The sequence below is a fragment of the Streptomyces alfalfae genome, assembly GCF_004127445.1.
GTDB lineage: Bacteria > Actinomycetota > Actinomycetes > Streptomycetales > Streptomycetaceae > Streptomyces > Streptomyces alfalfae.
The window spans coordinates 326,999-344,627 of record NZ_QEXM01000045.1 but is presented as its reverse complement, the minus strand read 5'-3'; the positions used below and the strand labels follow the sequence as shown (position 1 = coordinate 344,627).

Sequence of the window (17,629 nt, the reverse complement as noted above, 5' to 3'; positions counted from 1 at the left end):
AGGCGCCCCCGTGTCCATCGGCAACTCCCCTGAAGACGCCCGACCTTCAGACGACGACCGCCTCGACCGCCCAGACCGCCGGGCCGACGAGCCCTCCATCGGCCACGTCCTGCGCCAGGCCCGTATCAAGGCCGGGCTGACCGTGGACGCGGTCAGCGCGTCCACCCGGGTGCGCGTCCCGATCGTGCAGGCGATCGAACTGGACGACTTCTCCCGGTGCGGCGGCGATGTGTACGCCCGCGGCCACATCAGGGCGCTGGCGCGCGCCGTCGGCCTCGATCCCGCCCCGCTGATCGCCCGGTACGACGCCGGGCACGGCGGCCACCCGCCCGCGCCCACCCCGGCGGCGCCCCTGTTCGAGGCCGAGCGCATCCGTTCCGAACCGCGCAGGCCGAACTGGACCGCGGCCATGGTCGCCGCGATCGTCGCGGTGGTCGGCTTCGTCGGCTTCACCGCGTTCAACGGCGGCGGCGACGGCGAGGGGAACGGCACCAGGTCGATGGCCGAGGGCGCCGCGCCCGCCACCAGCAAGGCGGCCGAGAAGCCCAAGCCGAACAAGCCCGCCGACCCCAAGCCCGACCCCTCGGACAGCGCCATCGCCGGCGTCCCCCGCGACAAGGTCACGGTCAAGGTCACCGCCGCGGACGGCCGGAGCTGGATCTCCGCCAAGGACCACAACGGCCGCACCCTCTTCGACGGCGTGCTGGAACAGGGCCAGGCCAAGACGTTCCAGGACAAGCAGAAGATCGACCTCATCCTGGGCGACGCGGGCGCGATCGAGCTGTACGTGAACGGCAAGCAGGTCGACAACGAATTCGAGCCCGGCCAGGTGGAGCGCCTCACGTACACCAAGGGCGACCCCGAGGTCGGCTGACCGACCCCTTCGCGGGCCGTGACCTGCGCTGTCGCACGGAGCGCGGTGACGGCCGGGTGAAGCGGCGCCGACCGGGGGCCGACCGCCCGGTAACCCTGGCGGCGGGTGCCGAGGCGGGGACGAAGTAGTCTTGAAGGCATGCCCGAACGCCGCACCGTCGCCCTTGTCACCCTTGGCTGCGCCCGTAACGAGGTGGACTCGGAGGAGCTCGCAGGCCGCTTGGAGGCGGATGGCTGGCAGCTCGTCGAGGACGCCGAGGACGCGGACGTCGCCGTCGTCAACACCTGCGGCTTCGTCGAAGCCGCCAAGAAGGACTCCGTAGACGCCCTGCTCGAAGCCAACGACCTCAAGGGCCACGGCAAGACCCAGGCCGTCGTCGCGGTCGGCTGCATGGCCGAGCGGTACGGCAAGGAGCTCGCCGACGCGCTGCCCGAGGCCGACGGCGTGCTCGGATTCGACGACTACTCCGACATCTCCAACCGACTCCAGACCATTCTGAGCGGCGGCAGTGTCGAGGCCCACACCCCGCGTGACCGGCGCAAACTCCTGCCGATCAGCCCTGCCGAGCGCCAGCTCGCCAAGGCCGACGTCGCGCTTCCCGGCCATGCGGACACCGCCGCGCCCAAGGACCTGCCCGAGGGTGTCGCGCCCGCCTCCGGGCCGCGCGCGCCGCTGCGCCGCCGGCTCGGCTCCAACCCCGTCGCCTCCGTGAAGCTGGCCTCCGGCTGCGACCGGCGGTGCTCCTTCTGCGCCATCCCGTCCTTCCGCGGCTCGTTCATCTCGCGGCGGCCCTCCGACGTCCTCGGCGAGACCCGCTGGCTCGCCGAGCAGGGCGTCAAGGAGGTCATGCTCGTCTCCGAGAACAACACCTCGTACGGCAAGGACCTCGGCGACATCCGGCTCCTGGAGACGCTCCTGCCCGAGCTCGCGGCCGTCGACGGCATCGAGCGGGTCCGCGTCAGCTACCTCCAGCCCGCCGAGATGCGGCCCGGCCTCATCGACGTGCTCACCTCCACGGAGAAGGTCGCCCCCTACTTCGACCTCTCCTTCCAGCACTCCGCCCCCGGCGTGCTGCGCGCCATGCGGCGCTTCGGGGACACCGACCGCTTCCTTGAGCTCCTGGAGACGATCCGCGGCAAGGCGCCGCAGGCCGGCGTCCGGTCCAACTTCATCGTCGGCTTCCCCGGCGAGAGCGAGGGCGACCTCGCCGAGCTGGAGCGTTTCCTCACCGGTGCGCGGCTGGACGCCATCGGCGTCTTCGGGTACTCCGACGAGGAGGGCACCGAAGCGGCCACGTACACCGAGAAGCTGCCGCAGGACATCGTCGACGAGCGGCTCGCGCACATCGCGCGGCTGGCCGAGGACCTCACCTCGCAGCGCGCGGAGGAGCGGCTCGGGGAGAGCGTGGAGGTCCTGGTCGAATCCCTCGACGAGGAGGAGGGGCCCCTCGGCAGGGCCGCTCACCAGGCCCCGGAGACGGACGGCCAGATCCGCCTGACCGGCGCCGCGACCGCCGACGGCGGGGCGGGCCTCCAGGTCGGCCGTATGGTCGTGGCGAAGGTCGTCGGCACGGAGGGCGTGGATTTGGTGGCCGAGTGTCTCGGGGAGGCCGGCAGATGACCCGGCTCCCGGCATCCGCGTCAGGCGGCTCCGGCGCCCGGGGCGCCGCGGGCGCCACGCCGGTGCGGGGCGGGAAGCTGGGCGCCGCGGCCGTCAACCAGGCCAGCCTCTGGAACGTGGCCAACCTGCTCACCATGATCAGGCTGCTGCTCGTGCCCGGCTTCGTGATGCTGCTCCTCGGCAACGGCGGGTACGACCCGGCCTGGCGCTCGTTCGCCTGGGCCGCCTTCGCCGTCGCCATGATCACGGATCTCTTCGACGGCCATCTGGCACGGACGTACAACCTGGTCACGGACTTCGGGAAGATCGCCGACCCGATCGCCGACAAGGCGATCATGGGCGCCGCGCTGATCTGCCTGTCCTGGCTGGGCGACCTGCCCTGGTGGGTCACCGGGGTGATCCTCGGCCGTGAGCTGGGCATCACGCTGCTGCGCTTCTGGGTGATCCGCTACGGCGTGATCCCGGCCAGCCGCGGCGGCAAGATGAAGACGCTGGCGCAGGGCACGGCCGTCGGGATGTACGTCCTGGCGCTGACCGGGCCGCTCGCGACGCTGCGGTTCTGGGTCATGGGCGTCGCGGTGGTGCTGACCGTCGTGACCGGCCTCGACTATGTGAAGCAGGCGATCGTCCTGCGCAGGCAGGGCAAGGCCCAGGAACGCCTGGCGGCGTCGTCGGCGGAGCCCGGCCGGAGGGCCGCGAAGTGATGCCGGGGACTTATGGGGCCTCTGGGCTCTCCGGGACTCCTGGGGCCAAGGGCCTCGCGGACGCCGCGCGCGAGCTGGTGCGGCTTCTCGCCGTACGCGGTGAGACGCTGGCCGTCGCCGAATCGCTCACCGGGGGTCTGGTGGCGGCCGAGCTCACCGGGGTTCCTGGCGCCTCCAAGGTCTTCCGGGGGTCCGTGACGGCGTACGCCACGGAGCTGAAGCGGGACGTCCTGGGCGTCGACGGCACGCTGCTGGACCAGCGCGGAGCCGTGGACGCGGAGGTCGCGCGGCAGATGGCCGAGGGCGTGCGCGGGGTCCTCGGGGCCGACTGGGGGATCGCCACCACCGGTGTCGCGGGGCCCGATCCCCAGGACGGACAGCCCGTCGGAACCGTCTTCGTGGCGGTCGCCGGGCCCGGAGCCGTCGCAGATGGCGAGCAAACGCGACCGGAAGTGATCGCTGCACGGCCGGATCAGGCCGTAGGCGGATCGGGAAACACGGCAGCGGGCGGTTACGCCCTTGGCGGACCCGACGGGAATGTCGCCGCCCTGCGGTTGAACGGGGACCGGGCGGAAATCCGTAGGGAGAGTGTACGGAGCGTGCTCAAGCTGCTTCTCCAGCGGCTCTCGGGCGAACGAGCCGGGAACGGGCGGGCACAGGATACGGAACAGAACGGGGGGAATTGATGTTTGCAGCCCTGAGTGAACACGACATCGCTCCCCGCACGGCCGCCGCGCAAGGCGGTACGGTGGGGCGTGAAGGATGCGGCTACGCGGTCCGAGGAGGGAGCCACCGATGATTCTGCTCCGTCGCCTGCTGGGTGACGTGCTGCGTCGGCAGCGCCAGCGCCAGGGCCGTACTCTGCGCGAAGTCTCCTCGTCCGCCCGAGTCTCGCTCGGCTATCTCTCCGAGGTGGAGCGGGGGCAGAAGGAGGCTTCCTCCGAGCTGCTTTCCGCGATCTGCGACGCGCTTGACGTACGGATGTCCGAGCTCATGCGTGAAGTGAGCGACGAACTGTCGCTCGCCGAGCTGGCTGAGTCTGCTGCGGCGGAACCGGTGCGCGCGCCGGTTCGCCCGATGCTCAATTCCGTCTCCGTGGCCGGTGTGCCACCGGAACGGGTGACGATCAAGGCGCCCGCCGAGGCGGTGGACGTCGTCGCGGCATGATGCCGAGCGCACGTGCGTGTGAAGGCCCTGACCGGGTACCCGGTCGGGGCCTTTTTCTTTGCCCCCTACGGCCTTCTCCGGCCCCCCAGACGTCCTTCTCGCGGAAAAGGGGGCACAGGAGGGCGAAGGTCCCGTGTGGATTTCTCCTGAGCGGATAGGAGATACCTCGATCAGCCGAATTGGCGTACTTATGCCATGGTTGTGACGGTTTCTCTCGATCGTTGATGTTCTCGATCGCTGATGAGTTGGAGGAGACAGATGTACGTCACCAAGAGCCCGCTGTCCGACGCCGATCAGAAGACGGTCGCGGAGGCGCTGCAGGGCGCGCTGGTGGACCTGGTGGACCTCTCCCTGGTGGCCAAGCAGGTCCACTGGAACGTGGTCGGTCCGCGCTTCCGCTCGGTGCACCTGCAGCTCGACGAGGTCGTGGACACCGCCCGGCAGCACTCCGACACAGTGGCGGAGCGCGCCTCGACCCTAGGCATCTCGCCCGACGGGCGGGCCGCGACGGTCGCGCAGAGCAGCGGCATCGGCAAGACCCCCGAGGGCTGGGTCAAGGACTCGGACGCCATCGGGGTGCTCGTGGACGCCCTCGGCGCGGTGATCACCCGCTTCCGCGAGCGGGTCGAGAGGACGGACAAGCCCGACCCGGTCACGCAGGACATCTTCATCTCCATCACGGCGGACCTGGAGAAGCACCACTGGATGTTCCAGGCCGAGAACAGCTGAGGCCCGCGAATGGGCGCGCCGCCGCCGGCACGGGGTGGCCGCCACCGGTCCGGTGACACCGGCGGTGCGCCGTCGTGAACACGAGGCCGGTGGTGCGCCCCCGGCGGGTGAGGGTGGCGGCACGCCCTCGCGAGGGATGGTCCCGGGGGCTAGCGTCGGTCTCGCGCCGAGCGGGAGGTGGCAGCCGTGATATCCGTGAGCGGGACCGTCGCGTGGCGGGCGATACGTTGGGTGCCCGCCCTGGGGTTCGGCGCGCTGTGGTGGTGGGGCGTGCTGCGCCTCGCCTTCGCCCCCGACGCGGGCGCCCTGGAGGGAGCGGTCGCCGCCGGGGGATGGGGACTGAGCATGCTGCCGGTCCACTGCGTGCCGGAGGGCCAGGCCGTGGGGGCACGGGCCTGGAGGCGGCGGCGTGAGCGGGGGCTCGGGGGGAGCGGGGGGCCGGATTCACCTGGGGGTGGCTCGCCGCGACGTGAATCATCACGGCACGAACCACGGCACGAACCACGGCATGGGTCGCCACGGGATGGATCACCACGGCATGGCGACGCCGCCATTGGGGCGGAGGATCTGGCCGGTCGTGAAGGATGAGGCGTCGGACGCCAGGTACAGCACCGCGTGCGCGATGTCCTCGGGTTCCCCCACACGGCCCAGTGGGGCCATGCGTTTCATGATCTCCTCGGTGCTCGCGCCGCCTTCGCGGTCGTGGCGGCCGGTCATGGGGGTGCGGACCCAGCCCGGAGCCACGGCGTTGACGCGGATGCCGTGCGGGCCGACTTCCGTGGCCAGGGTCCTGGTCAGCTGGACCACCGCCGCCTTGGCCGCGCCGTAGCAGAGCAGGCCGGGAGCGCCGGTGTCCACGGCTCCGGACGCCATGGTGATGATGCTGGGGCCGGCGGGGGTAGCAGGTCCAGCGGGGGCGGCGGGGGTGCTTCGGGGGGTGTCGGTTTCGGGCCCGGCGGCCTCGGCGGGGCTGCGGGGGGTGGCTTCGGCTCCGGGGGCCTCGGCGGGGCTGCGGACGGCGGCTTCGATCATGGAGCGGGCCGCTGCCTGGCAGGCGTACAGGACGCCCTTGAAGTTGATGTCGAGCACCCGGTCGAGGTCCTCGGCGCGGGTTTCGAGGACCGGGCTGCTGTGCATGACGCCGGCGATGGCCGCCATGATGTCGAGCCCGCCCCGGGGTGAGCCCGCCGCGGCGCTCGCGACGGCACGGTCGACTTGGGCCTTGTCCGAGACGTCGAGCTGGTGGGCGTGTGCGGAACCGCCCGCCGCCTTGATGAGCGTGACGGTCTCATGGAGCCCGTCCGGGTCGCGGTCGGCGCAGTGGACGGTGGCGCCCGCCTCCGCGAGGAGCAGGGCCGAGGCCCGGCCGATCCCGCTGGCCGCGCCGGTGACGAATGCGGTGCGTCCGGTGAGGTCGTACGCCTTGACGGCCATGACGGGACGGTACGACCGGATCTGACGGGTCGTCAACTACTGGCGCCGACGGTTCTTCCCGGAGCCGGGCCCCGCTGGCAAATGGGGCACCAGTACGTAGGGCGGCTGCGGGAGCCGTCGCCCTGCTCGGCCAGGCGGATGGGCGTCCCGCATCGCAGGCAGGGGCGGCGGGCGCGGCCGTAGACGTAGAGGCGGTGGCCGGGGCGCGCGCGGCCGGTGGTGGTGCGGCTCGGCTGGTCGCGGTTCGCTTCGAGGAGCTTCTTCGACAGGGCGGGGACGTGCCGCGCGGTCTCCTCCGTCAGCTCGCCCACGGTGGTCCACGGGGTGACCCCCAGGAGGAAGCAGAGCTCGCACTTGAACACGTTGCCCACGCCCGCGAGGATCCGCTGGTCGAGCACCGCCTCGCCGAGGGCGCGGGCGGGGTCCGCCAGAAGGTTGGCGAGAGCCAGCTCGGGGTCCCAGTCAGGGCCGAGGAGGTCGGGCCCCAGGTGGCCCACGGCCTTCTCCTCGTCGGCGGTGCGGAGCAGTTCGAGTACGGGCAGGCGGTAGCCGACGGCGGTGTGCTCGGCGGTGCCGAGGATGGCCCGGATCTGGTACGCCGGACCGCCGTTCCAGCGCTCACCCGCCGCGAAGATCCGCCAGGAGCCGTCCATGCGGAGGTGGGAGTGCAGGGTCAGCCCGCCCTCGATACGGGTCAGCAGGTGCTTGCCGCGCGGCGTCACGTCCAGGACGGTGCGTCCGGTGAGGTCGACGGTCGCGAGCTTGGGCACGCGGAGGTCGGACCGCGTGATGGCATGCCCGGCGAGGGCGGCGTGCAGCCGCTTGGCTGCCATGTAGACGGTATCTCCTTCGGGCATGGTTCAAGGGTGGCATGGCGGGGGCGGCGGGGCCTTGGGGTCGGGCCGGGCCGGGCCTGTGGCTGGGGTTGGGGTCGGGGCTGTGGCTGGGCTGTGGCCGGGCCCGGCTGGGGCTGCGGTGGTCGTGGGGGCGGCTGCGGTGGTCGCTCGGGCGCGCGAGGCTTCCGGGCCCTGGGGGCGGCTGCGTGGTCGCACGGGCGCGCGAGGCTTCGGATTCTCGGAAGCGGCTGCGGTGGCGCACCGCTTTCGGGTGGCGGGGGCCGCGTGATGGTGCACCGGCTCTGGTGGTAGGCGTCGACGGTGGCGCGCCGCCCCCGGCGGTTGGCCTCGGCGGTGGCGCACTGCCCCCCGGTAAGGGCATCGGCGGTGGCCCACTGCCCCCGGGTTGCAGGCCTCGGTGCCGGCGCACCGCTCCCGATGGCAGGCGACGGCCGTGGTGTGCGCACTGCCCCACGGGTGGGGCCTTGGCCGTGGTGGGGCGCATTGCCCCCGGATGGGGCTTTGGCCGCCGTAGGTGCGCCCACCAGGTGGGGGCCTGGGCCCTGGTGGGCGCACCGCCCCGGTGGGGCTTTGGCCGTGGTGGGCGCACCCCGCGGGTCGGCCCTACGCCCGCAGCCGCAGCCCCCGGGGTGTGGCATGGAAGCCCGCCCCCTCCAGGAGGGCGGCGAAGGGGGACGTCAGGGCGGCCTCGGCGTTGACCCGCTCCACCGTGACCGTGCCGAGGGCGCCCGCTCGGGCGGCCGATGCCAGGGCCTCGGCGGCGGCCTGCAGGCGGGGGTCCATGGCGACCGGGTCCTCGGGGGAGGCGGGCCAGGCCAGGAGGGTCTTGCCGCCGCGCTCCATGTAGAGGGTCAGGTCGCCGTCGACCAGGACCACCAAGGACCCCGCCTTGCGGCCGGGCTTGTGGCTCGAACCCGTCGGAGGCTCGGGCCAGGGGAGGGCGGCCCCGTACGCGTTGGCCGGGTCGGCGGCGGCGAGGACCACGGCTGACCGGGCGTCGGAGGGGCGGGTGCCGTCCGCGCTCTCGCGGGAGTTCGCCGTGGCGCGCAGGCGGTCCACCGCGCCGTCCATCGCGAACTGGGCGGCGCCGAGTCCCTCCACCACATAACCCCGCCGGGCCTGCCCGCTGTCCTCGAAGGCGGACAGGACGCGATACGTGGCGGAGAAACCGCCCTCGACTCCCTCGGCCGCCACCGCACCCCGCGTGACCACGCCGTGCCGGTCGAGGAGGGTGCGGGCCAGGGCGTGCGCGCGCAGTGTCGGGTCGGGCTCGCGCGGGGGCAGCAGCGACCAGCGCCCCGCCACGGTCGGCGGCCCCGAGCGCGAAACCGCTCGGGTGGCTCCGACGCCCCCGGAACGGGCTGCGGCGGTGAGGCTGCCGTAGCGCCCGCGGGGGACGTTGCGCTTGGCGCGGTGAGCGGTGGCGCCCGCGGTGCGGCCCGAACCGAGCAGGGAGCGCATCGGCGTGAGCGTGTCGTTCGTGAGCCGTCCCGACCAGGCCAGCTCCCAGATCGTGTCGGCCAGTTGGGGGTCGGACGCCTCCGGATGCGTGGTGGCGCGGACCTGGTCGGCGATCTGGCGGAAGAAGAGGCCGTACCCCCCGGAGAGGGTGTCGAGGACGGACTGGTGCAGGGCGGTGAGCTCCAGCGGATGCGGCGGCGGCAGGAGCAGCGGCGCCGCGTCGGCCAGATAGAGCGAGACCCATCCGTCCTTGCCCGGCAGCGACCCCGCACCGGCCCAGACGACCTCGCCGGCCGTGGTCAGTTCGTCGAGCATGGCCGCGTGGTACCCCGCGACGCGTGACGGCAGCACCAGCTTCTCGAGCGCGGAGGCGGGCACCGTGGCGCCCTGCAACTGCTCGATGGCCCGGACGAGCCCGTCGATGCCGCGCAGGCCGTGCCCGCTCAGGTGCTGCCACTGGGGCAGGAACTGGGCGAGCGCCGGGGGCGGGACCGGCTCCAGTTCGTGTCGCAGGGCCGCCAGGGAACGGCGGCGCAACCGGCGCAGGACCGTGGCGTCGCACCACTCCTGGCCGATGCCCGCCGGGTGGAACTCTCCCTGGACGACGCGGCCGTTCGCCGCGAGGCGTTGCAGCGCGCCCTCCGTGACCGCGGCTCCGAGGCCGAAGCGGGCGGCGGCGGTCGCGGTCGTGAACGGGCCGTGCGTGCGCGCGAAACGGGCGAGCAGGTCCCCGAGCGGGTCCTTGACCGGCTCGGTGAACGCTTCGGGGACGCCCACGGGCAGGGCCGTGCCGAGGGCGTCACGCAGCCGGCCCGCGTCCTCGATCGCCGCCCAGTGGTCGGCCCCGGCGAGCCGGACCCGGATGGCCCGGCGGGCGGAGGCCAGCTCCTGCGCCCACTCCGGCTCGGCCCCGCGCTCCACCAGCTCGGCCGTGGTGAGGGGGCCGAGGAGCCGCAGCAGGTCGGCCACGCCCTCGGAGTCCTTGATCCGGCGGTCCTCCGTACGCCACTGGAGCTCCTGCTCCAGTTCCGCGAGGACGTCCGCGTCCAGGAGTTCGCGCAGCTCCGCCTGGCCGAGGAGCTCGGCCAGCAGGTGGGAGTCGAGGGAGAGGGCCGCCGCGCGCCGCTCGGCGAGGGGGGAGTCGCCCTCGTACAGGAACTGCGCCACGTAGCCGAAGAGGAGCGATCGGGCGAAGGGGGAGGGCTCCGGCGTGGTGACCTCGACGAGGCGGACACTGCGGGACTCGATGTCGCCCATCAGTTCCGTGAGGCCCGGTACGTCGAAGACGTCCTGGAGGCATTCCCTGACCGCTTCGAGGACGATCGGGAAGGAGCCGAACTCGCTCGCCACCTCGAGCAACTGTGCGGCCCGCTGCCGCTGCTGCCACAGGGGCGTGCGCTTGCCCGGGCTGCGGCGCGGCAGCAGCAGCGCGCGGGCGGCGCACTCACGGAAGCGCGAGGCGAACAGGGCGGACCCGCCGACCTGATCGGTGACGATCTGGTTGACCTCGCCCTTGTCGAAGGTGACATCGCCCGCGCCGATCGGAGCCTTCTCCGCGTCGTACTCGACGAGGGGCGCGGAGGGGTCCTGGTCGAGCAGGTCGAGGCTCATCAGGTCGGCGTCGGGCAGCCGCAGCACGATGCCGTCGTCGGCGTGCATGACCTGCGCGTCCATGCCGTACCGCTCGGTGAGGCGGGCGGCCAGGGCGAGGGCCCACGGGGCGTGCACCTGGGCGCCGAAGGGGGAGTGCACGACGACCCGCCAGTCACCCAGCTCGTCCCGGAACCGCTCGACGACGATCGTGCGGTCGTCCGGGATGTGCCCGCAGGCCTCGCGCTGCTCGGCGAGGTAGGCCAGGACGTTGTCGGCGGCCCAGTCGTCGAGTCCCGCGGCGAGCAGCCGCACGCGCGCGTCCTCCTGGGAGAGGGCGCCGACCTCTCTGAGGAAGGCGCCCAGCGCGCGCCCCAGCTCCAGCGGGCGGCCGAGCTGGTCGCCCTTCCAGAAGGGCAGCCGGCCGGGGACGCCGGGCGCGGGGGAGACCAGGACACGGTCCCGGGTGATGTCCTCGATGCGCCAGGAGCTGGTGCCGAGCGTGAAGACGTCGCCCACCCGGGACTCGTACACCATCTCCTCGTCGAGCTCTCCGACACGGCCGCCGCCCTTCTTCGGGTCGGAGCCGGCGAGGAAGACGCCGAAGAGGCCGCGGTCGGGGATGGTGCCTCCGGAGGTGACCGCCAGGCGCTGCGCGCCCGGCCGCCCGGTGACGGTGCCCGCGACGCGGTCCCACACCACGCGCGGCCGCAGCTCCGCGAAGGCGTCGGAGGGGTAGCGGCCCGCGAGCATGTCGAGGACGGCCGTGAACGCGGACTCCGGCAGTGAGGCGAACGACGCCGACCTGCGCACGACGGCGAGGAGGTCGTCGACCTGCCAGGTGTCGAGCGCCACCATCGCCACCAGCTGCTGCGCGAGCACGTCCAGGGGGTTCGCCGGAACGCGCAGCGACTCGATGGAACCGGTCCGCATCCGCTCCGTGACGACGGCGGCCTGCACGAGGTCGCCCCGGTACTTCGGGAAGACGACGCCGGTGGAGACCGCGCCCACCTGATGGCCCGCCCGGCCCACGCGCTGCAGTCCGGAGGCGACCGACGGCGGCGACTCCACCTGGACGACCAGGTCGACCGCGCCCATGTCGATGCCGAGCTCCAGGCTGGAGGTGGCGACCACGGCCGGCAGCCTGCCCGCCTTCAGGTCCTCCTCGACCTGCGAGCGCTGCTCCTTGGAGACCGAGCCGTGGTGCGCGCGGGCGAGGACGGGCGGGGCGCCCTTGGCCGCGCCGGCCTCGGCCATCAGCTCCGCGGGGGAGTGGTCCTCGGGGAGTGCCTCGCCGGTCGCCCTCTCATACGCGATTTCGTTGAGGCGGTTGCACAGGCGCTCGGCCAGGCGGCGGGAGTTGGCGAAGACGATCGTCGAACGGTGTGCCTGGACGAGGTCGGTGATGCGCTCCTCGACATGCGGCCAGATCGACGGGCGCTCCGCCTGCCCGCTCCCTCCCGTGCCGTCTCCCGCGTCGGCGGCCGGCGAGCCGCCCAGCTCGCCCAGGTCCTCGACGGGGACGACCACGGAGAGGTCGAACTCCTTGCCCGAGGGCGGCTGGACGATCTCCACCTTGCGCTTGGGGGAGAGATAGCGGGCCACCTCGTCCACCGGCCGAACCGTCGCCGACAGGCCGATGCGGCGCGCGGGCTTCGGCAGCAGCTCGTCGAGCCGCTCCAGAGACAGCGCGAGATGGGCGCCGCGCTTGGTGCCCGCCACCGCGTGCACCTCGTCGAGGATGATCGTCTCGATGCCGGTGAGCGCTTCCCGCGTGGCCGATGTGAGCATCAGGAAGAGCGATTCGGGCGTCGTGATCAGGATGTCCGGCGGGCGGGTCGACAGGGCCCGGCGCTCGGCGGCCGGGGTGTCGCCCGACCGGATGCCCACCCGCACCTCGGGCTCGGGCAGGCCGAGGCGCACGGACTCCTGGCGGATACCGGTCAGCGGGCTGCGCAGATTGCGCTCCACGTCGACCGCGAGCGCCTTGAGGGGGGAGACGTACAGGACGCGGCAGCGCTTCTTGGGGTCCGCGGGAGGCGGGACCGAGGCGAGCCGGTCGAGCGCGGCCAGGAACGCGGCCAGGGTCTTGCCGGAGCCTGTGGGCGCGACGACCAGCACGTCGGAACCCTCGCCGATGGCCTTCCACGCGCCGGCCTGGGCGGACGTGGGCGCGGAGAAGGCCCCCGTGAACCAACCGCGGGTCGCGGGGGAGAAACCGTCGAGGGCGCCGTCGGCGCCGGACGCAGAGCTGACCATGCCCCCCATCGTGCACCCCGCCACTGACAACGGCGCTGACCTGCGCGATTCGGCCGCCGACGGCGGGCTCCGCGTGGCGGGGCTTCGCGACTGCCGCCGAGTTCTGCGTCCGCCGTCGCCGGAACGCTCCGTCAGCCGATGTCCCGCCCGTGGGCCCGCAGCGTGAGCAGGGCCTCGATGGTCACGATCGGGCGGGATTCCAGAGCCGGGCCCGGCGCCCACTGCCGCCACCGGACGGGCCAACCGCCGTCCTCCTGCTGCTCCCGCTCCAGGAAGTCCAGCGAGCTCCGCATCTCGTCGTCCGTGAACCACGCGCGTGCCAGCGATTCGGGAGTCCGTGCGAAGTCGTGCGCGAAGTGGTGCTCACCCGGCGCGTACCCCGCCGCGACCGGGTACGCGTCGAGGTCGGACGGGTCGAGCGCCGCCAGCCGCTGCTCCCGTACGAGACGCCCGAGGCGGTCGGCGGCCGCACGCGCGCGCGGACGGTCGGGTACGCCGTCCAGGAAGGCCACGGCGGCCTGGACCTCGTAGGGATGGGTCTTCTCCAGCGACTCGACGGCCGCCCAGCAGAAGTCCGTCGCCCTGAAGAGCCAGGCGTGCCACACGTCGTTGCGGTGCAGCAGGCCCACCACGGGCCCGGTGGCGAGCAGCTCGCCGGGCGGGTCGTCGACGACGGGCACGAACGGCGCCGAGGGGTAGCCGCGCTGGCTGGGATGGATCGCAGGAAGCGCGCCCTCGGGCGTCGACACCGAGGTGAGGTAGCGGCACACGCGGTCCGCCCGCTGCCCGCCGCAGCGCCCGATCGAGTCCAGGACACGCAGCGCGTGCCCGGCGTGCAGCGGCTGGCTGACGGGGCCGCGCAGATCGGGTTCGAGCCCGTGGCCGAACCCCCCGTCCGGGGTGCCGTACGCGGTCAGAGCGGCTTCCACGGCATCCGCGGTCTGCCGGCCGTCGCCGCCGGACACCCCCGCGGCGAAGTGGTGTGCGAACCGCCGCTGCTCCAGGACGCGCGCGGTGAGCCAGACGAAGTGCTCGGCCCGGGCGACCGGGGGGAGCGCCGTGTCGGGGTGTGGCACTGGGTCGGGGGATGCTCCGGTTTCAGCCATGGACCGACCGTAGGGCGGAAAGCGTTCTCGGTGAGCCCCCTGGGCCGGGCTGCACTCCCAGAGCGGGATACTGGAGGCATGCGGTTGACGGTCTTCTGGCAGCGGATGGCGGATCACTTCGGAGCGGGATACGCCGATTCCTTCGCGCGCGACCACGTGATGGCGGAGCTCGGCGGCCGTACGGTCCACGAGGCGCTGGACGCGGGGTGGGACGCGAAGGACGTCTGGCGTGCCGTCTGCACGGCCGTGGACGTACCCTCTGACAAGCGATGATCACGGACACTTCCGGACCGTGGAGGGGCGCCACGCGCGCGTGAGCCCGTACCAAGGTGCGGGGGCGGCGTCCGATCGCCCACGGCGTGGGCGAGACTGACCCCGTGGCAGCCACAGATGAGACCGCGCAGGTCACCAAGGACAACGCTTCCCCCGGCACGACGCCGCCCTCTCGGCCCCCGGGGGCCGAGGCGGGGCCGGGCGCCCGGATGCCGCGCTGGCTGCCCCGTGCCATGGTGCTCGCCCTCGCGCTCGTCGCCTGCTTCCAGCTGGGCAGCTGGGCCTTCCACCAGCTCACCGGGTTGTTGATCAACGTATTGATCGCGTTCTTCCTGGCGCTCGCGGTCGAGCCCGCGGTGAGCTGGATGGCGGCCCGCGGGCTGCGCAGGGGCTTCGCGACGTTCCTCGTCTTCCTGGGCGTCGTGATCGCGGGCGCGGGCTTCATCACCTTGATGGGCTCGATGCTGGCCAGCCAGATCGTGGACATGGTGGAGGACTTCCCCGACTACCTCGACAAGGTCATCAGCTGGATCAACCAGACGTTCCACACGGACCTCTCCCGCGTCGAGGTCCAGGACAGCCTGGTGCACTCCGACTGGCTGCGTAAGTACGTGCAGAACAGCGCCAGCGGCGTCCTCGACGTCTCCGCGCAGGTCCTCGGCGGGCTGTTCCAACTCCTGACGATCCTGCTGTTCTCGTTCTACTTCGCGGCCGACGGGCCTCGGCTGCGGCGCGCGCTGTGCTCGGTGCTGCCGCCGGCCAAGCAGGCCGAGGTGCTGCGCGCCTGGGAGATCGCGGTCGACAAGACCGGTGGCTACCTCTACTCCCGCGGGCTGATGGCGCTGATCTCCGGGATCGCGCACTACATCCTGCTCCAGGCGCTCGACGTGCCCTACGCGCCCGTGCTCGCCGTGTGGGTGGGTCTGGTCTCCCAGTTCATCCCCACGATCGGCACGTATCTGGCGGGCGCCCTGCCGATGCTGATCGCCTTCACGGTCGACCCCTGGTACGCGCTCTGGGTGCTGATCTTCGTCGTGCTCTATCAGCAGTTCGAGAACTATCTGCTGCAGCCCAAGCTCACCGCCAAGAGCGTGGACATCCACCCGGCGGTCGCGTTCGGCTCGGTCATCGCGGGGACGGCGCTCCTCGGCGCGGTGGGCGCGCTCGTCGCCATCCCGGCCGTCGCGACCCTGCAGGCCTTCCTCGGGGCGTACGTGAAGAGGTACGACGTGACGGACGACCCCCGGGTGCACGGGCACCGGCGGCGGGGCGGGCCGCCCCTCGTCGAGCGCGCGCGACGCGCCCTGCGGGGGCCGAACCATCCGGGGGCGGCGGCGGAGGCCGAGACACGGCCGGAGCCGGACGAGCGGCGGTAGGACCCGCTGTGCGGGCGGGCCGCCCTTCGCGTGAGGGGCGGCGTGCCACGCTTGACACTAAAATCGAACATCTATTCTTATGGGGTGTCCGACGGTGGTTCTCCGCAGGAGCGCAGGGGGAGCCCCGGCGGGCTCCGGAGGATTTCGATGAGGGATGGCCTTGAGTTATCCACAGGCTGGACGGGCGTCGGGGCGGATTGTCAGTGGCAGGCGTTAGCGTCTTTGACGTGAAGCGATCGACTCAAGCAAATCGGGTGGAACCCATGGCAGGAACCGACCGCGAGAAGGCGCTCGACGCCGCTCTCGCACAGATTGAACGGCAATTCGGCAAGGGCGCAGTGATGCGCATGGGCGAGCGGCCGAACGAGCCCATCGAGGTCATCCCCACCGGGTCGACCGCGCTCGACGTCGCGCTCGGCGTCGGCGGCATCCCGCGCGGCCGCGTGGTGGAGGTGTACGGCCCGGAGTCCTCCGGTAAGACGACCCTCACCCTGCACGCGGTGGCCAACGCCCAGCGGGCGGGCGGCGCGGTGGCGTTCGTGGACGCGGAGCACGCCCTCGACCCGGAGTACGCGAAGAAGCTCGGCGTCGACATCGACAACCTCATCCTGTCCCAGCCGGACAACGGCGAGCAGGCCCTCGAGATCGTCGACATGCTGGTCCGCTCCGGCGCCCTCGACCTCATCGTCATCGACTCCGTCGCCGCCCTGGTGCCGCGCGCGGAGATCGAGGGCGAGATGGGTGACTCGCACGTGGGTCTCCAGGCCCGCCTGATGAGCCAGGCGCTCCGGAAGATCACCAGCGCGCTCAACCAGTCCAAGACCACCGCGATCTTCATCAACCAGCTCCGCGAGAAGATCGGCGTCATGTTCGGCTCCCCGGAGACCACGACCGGTGGCCGGGCGCTGAAGTTCTACGCCTCGGTGCGCATGGACATCCGCCGCATCGAGACCTTGAAGGACGGCACGGACGCGGTGGGCAACCGCACCCGCGTCAAGGTCGTCAAGAACAAGGTCGCGCCGCCCTTCAAGCAGGCCGAGTTCGACATCCTCTACGGCCAGGGCATCAGCCGCGAGGGCGGCCTGATCGACATGGGCGTCGAGCACGGCTTCGTCCGCAAGGCGGGCGCCTGGTACACGTACGAGGGCGACCAGCTCGGCCAGGGCAAGGAGAACGCCCGCAACTTCCTGAAGGACAACCCCGACCTCGCCAACGAGATCGAGAAGAAGATCAAGGAGAAGCTGGGCGTCGGCGTGAAGCCCGAGGCGCCGAGCGACGAGCCGAGCGCGGACGCGGCAGGTGCGGCCCCGGCCGACGACGCGGCCAAGACGGTGCCCGCGCCGGCGGCCAAGGCCACCAAGTCCAAGACCGCGGCGGCCAAGAGCTAGGCCGTGACGCGACGAACCGACTGGGCGGACCACACCGCCTCCGAAAGCCGCCCCGGGGCCCCGGGGCGGGGCCACGGGGACGGTGTGGAGCCGGAGCGCGACGGCCGTGACGGCGACGGGTCCGGCACCCGGGAGGGTGCCGGACGGAGCGGCGGGCGCCGGCGGCGGCGCGGCGGCTTCGGTGAGCACCAGGACAGCGGCCCCCCTTCCTCGTCGAGGGCCGAGAAGGGGGAGCCGCCGGCGGGGGACCCGGCTGAGCGGGCGAGGGCGATCTGTCTGCGCCTGCTCACCGGTACCCCGCGCACGCGCAAGCAGCTCGCCGACGCGCTGCGCAAGCGGGAGATCCCCGACGAGGTGGCGGAGGAAGTGCTCTCCCGCTTCGAGGAGGTCGGCCTGATCAACGACAGCGCCTTCGCGGACGCCTGGGTGGAGTCCCGGCACCACGGCCGGGGCCTGGCCCGACGGGCGCTCGCGCGGGAGCTGCGGACCAAGGGCGTGGAGTCCGCGCTCATCGACGAGGCCGTGGGACAGCTCGACTCGGAGCAGGAGGAGGCGACGGCGCGCGAGCTCGTCGCCCGCAAGCTCCGCTCCACGCGCGGCCTCGACCGGGACAAGCGCCTGCGCCGCCTCGCGGGCATGCTGGCCCGCAAGGGCTATGGCGAGGGCATGGCGCTCAGGGTGGTGCGGCAGGCCCTGGAGGAAGAGGGCGAGGACACGGAAGACCTGGGGCACGAGGCGTTCTGAGCGTGCCGCCCCGACGGGGGTGGGGCGGCACGCCCAGCGATCCTCGT

General features: G+C 72.7%; 14 protein-coding genes. 10 read left to right on the top strand and 4 right to left on the bottom strand.

Annotated features, from left to right (window positions below; translation table 11 throughout):
• Positions 1-10: 10 nt before the first annotated feature.
• The 6 genes from DCW30_RS28305 (at position 11) to DCW30_RS28280 (ending at position 5,094) form a co-directional block, all read left to right on the top strand.
• A complete protein-coding gene (locus DCW30_RS28305) occupies positions 11-874 on the top strand; it encodes a helix-turn-helix domain-containing protein (protein WP_076684228.1) in 864 nt (287 codons plus the stop codon).
• A 138-nt stretch (positions 875-1,012) separates the two neighbouring features.
• On the top strand, positions 1,013-2,494 hold the full coding sequence (rimO, locus tag DCW30_RS28300) for a 30S ribosomal protein S12 methylthiotransferase RimO (protein ID WP_076684227.1): 1,482 nt from the start codon (positions 1,013-1,015) through the stop codon (positions 2,492-2,494).
• A complete protein-coding gene (gene pgsA, locus DCW30_RS28295) occupies positions 2,491-3,198 on the top strand; it encodes a CDP-diacylglycerol--glycerol-3-phosphate 3-phosphatidyltransferase (RefSeq protein ID WP_076684226.1) in 708 nt (235 codons plus the stop codon). Before rimO ends, pgsA begins: the two co-directional genes overlap by 4 nt.
• On the top strand, positions 3,198-3,884 hold the full coding sequence (locus tag DCW30_RS28290) for a CinA family protein (RefSeq protein ID WP_076688836.1): 687 nt from the start codon (positions 3,198-3,200) through the stop codon (positions 3,882-3,884). The genes pgsA and DCW30_RS28290 overlap by 1 nt, the downstream gene beginning before the upstream one ends.
• Positions 3,885-3,993: 109 nt before the next feature.
• Entirely contained in the window at positions 3,994-4,365 is a 372-nt protein-coding gene (locus tag DCW30_RS28285) for a helix-turn-helix domain-containing protein (protein WP_062782970.1), read from the top strand.
• A gap of 258 nt (positions 4,366-4,623) precedes the next feature.
• The gene (locus DCW30_RS28280) at positions 4,624-5,094 is read left to right on the top strand and encodes a Dps family protein (RefSeq protein WP_076684225.1); all 471 of its coding nucleotides are present in this window, start codon (positions 4,624-4,626) and stop codon (positions 5,092-5,094) included.
• A gap of 528 nt (positions 5,095-5,622) precedes the next feature.
• Here DCW30_RS28280 and DCW30_RS37680 read toward each other — a convergent pair.
• From DCW30_RS37680 to DCW30_RS28255, 4 genes are all read right to left on the bottom strand, one after another.
• The gene (locus tag DCW30_RS37680) at positions 5,623-6,528 is read right to left on the bottom strand and encodes an SDR family NAD(P)-dependent oxidoreductase (RefSeq protein ID WP_079249977.1); all 906 of its coding nucleotides are present in this window, start codon (positions 6,526-6,528) and stop codon (positions 5,623-5,625) included.
• A gap of 32 nt (positions 6,529-6,560) precedes the next feature.
• Positions 6,561-7,385: a DNA-formamidopyrimidine glycosylase family protein gene (locus tag DCW30_RS28265; protein ID WP_076684224.1), complete on the bottom strand. Its 825-nt coding sequence runs from the start codon at positions 7,383-7,385 to the stop codon at positions 6,561-6,563.
• Positions 7,386-7,988: 603 nt separating this feature from the next.
• On the bottom strand, positions 7,989-12,695 hold the full coding sequence (locus DCW30_RS28260; protein ID WP_076684223.1) for an ATP-dependent helicase: 4,707 nt from the start codon (positions 12,693-12,695) through the stop codon (positions 7,989-7,991).
• A 131-nt stretch (positions 12,696-12,826) separates the two neighbouring features.
• The gene (locus DCW30_RS28255; protein WP_076684222.1) at positions 12,827-13,801 is read right to left on the bottom strand and encodes a hypothetical protein; all 975 of its coding nucleotides are present in this window, start codon (positions 13,799-13,801) and stop codon (positions 12,827-12,829) included.
• A gap of 78 nt (positions 13,802-13,879) precedes the next feature.
• Between DCW30_RS28255 and DCW30_RS28250 the strand changes: the two genes are divergently transcribed.
• The 4 genes from DCW30_RS28250 to recX all read left to right on the top strand — a co-directional run bounded on the left by DCW30_RS28250 (position 13,880) and on the right by recX (position 17,582).
• Positions 13,880-14,074, top strand: coding sequence for a DUF3046 domain-containing protein (locus tag DCW30_RS28250; protein ID WP_076684221.1), 195 nt, complete (start codon positions 13,880-13,882; stop codon positions 14,072-14,074).
• A gap of 104 nt (positions 14,075-14,178) precedes the next feature.
• The gene (locus tag DCW30_RS28245; protein ID WP_076688834.1) at positions 14,179-15,450 is read left to right on the top strand and encodes an AI-2E family transporter; all 1,272 of its coding nucleotides are present in this window, start codon (positions 14,179-14,181) and stop codon (positions 15,448-15,450) included.
• Between the two features lie 263 nt (positions 15,451-15,713).
• Entirely contained in the window at positions 15,714-16,838 is a 1,125-nt protein-coding gene (recA, locus tag DCW30_RS28240) for a recombinase RecA (RefSeq protein WP_076684220.1), read from the top strand.
• Between the two features lie 3 nt (positions 16,839-16,841).
• Complete coding sequence (gene recX, locus DCW30_RS28235; RefSeq protein WP_076684219.1) at positions 16,842-17,582, top strand: recombination regulator RecX; 741 nt, start codon at positions 16,842-16,844, stop codon at positions 17,580-17,582.
• Positions 17,583-17,629: the final 47 nt, after the last annotated feature.

Excerpts from the sequence above, each read along its gene's own strand:
- DCW30_RS28255 (WP_076684222.1), bottom strand. The coding sequence starts at position 13,801 with ATGGCTGAAACCGGAGCATCCCCCGACCCAGTGCCACACCCCGACACG.
- DCW30_RS28290 (WP_076688836.1), top strand. The coding sequence starts at position 3,198 with ATGCCGGGGACTTATGGGGCCTCTGGGCTCTCCGGGACTCCTGGGGCC.
- DCW30_RS28265 (WP_076684224.1), bottom strand. The coding sequence starts at position 7,385 with ATGCCCGAAGGAGATACCGTCTACATGGCAGCCAAGCGGCTGCACGCC.
- DCW30_RS28285 (WP_062782970.1), top strand. The coding sequence starts at position 3,994 with ATGATTCTGCTCCGTCGCCTGCTGGGTGACGTGCTGCGTCGGCAGCGC.
- DCW30_RS28260 (WP_076684223.1), bottom strand. The coding sequence starts at position 12,695 with ATGGTCAGCTCTGCGTCCGGCGCCGACGGCGCCCTCGACGGTTTCTCC.
- DCW30_RS37680 (WP_079249977.1), bottom strand. The coding sequence starts at position 6,528 with ATGGCCGTCAAGGCGTACGACCTCACCGGACGCACCGCATTCGTCACC.
- pgsA (WP_076684226.1), top strand. The coding sequence starts at position 2,491 with ATGACCCGGCTCCCGGCATCCGCGTCAGGCGGCTCCGGCGCCCGGGGC.
- rimO (WP_076684227.1), top strand. The coding sequence starts at position 1,013 with ATGCCCGAACGCCGCACCGTCGCCCTTGTCACCCTTGGCTGCGCCCGT.
- DCW30_RS28280 (WP_076684225.1), top strand. The coding sequence starts at position 4,624 with ATGTACGTCACCAAGAGCCCGCTGTCCGACGCCGATCAGAAGACGGTC.
- recA (WP_076684220.1), top strand. The coding sequence starts at position 15,714 with ATGGCAGGAACCGACCGCGAGAAGGCGCTCGACGCCGCTCTCGCACAG.
- DCW30_RS28250 (WP_076684221.1), top strand. The coding sequence starts at position 13,880 with ATGCGGTTGACGGTCTTCTGGCAGCGGATGGCGGATCACTTCGGAGCG.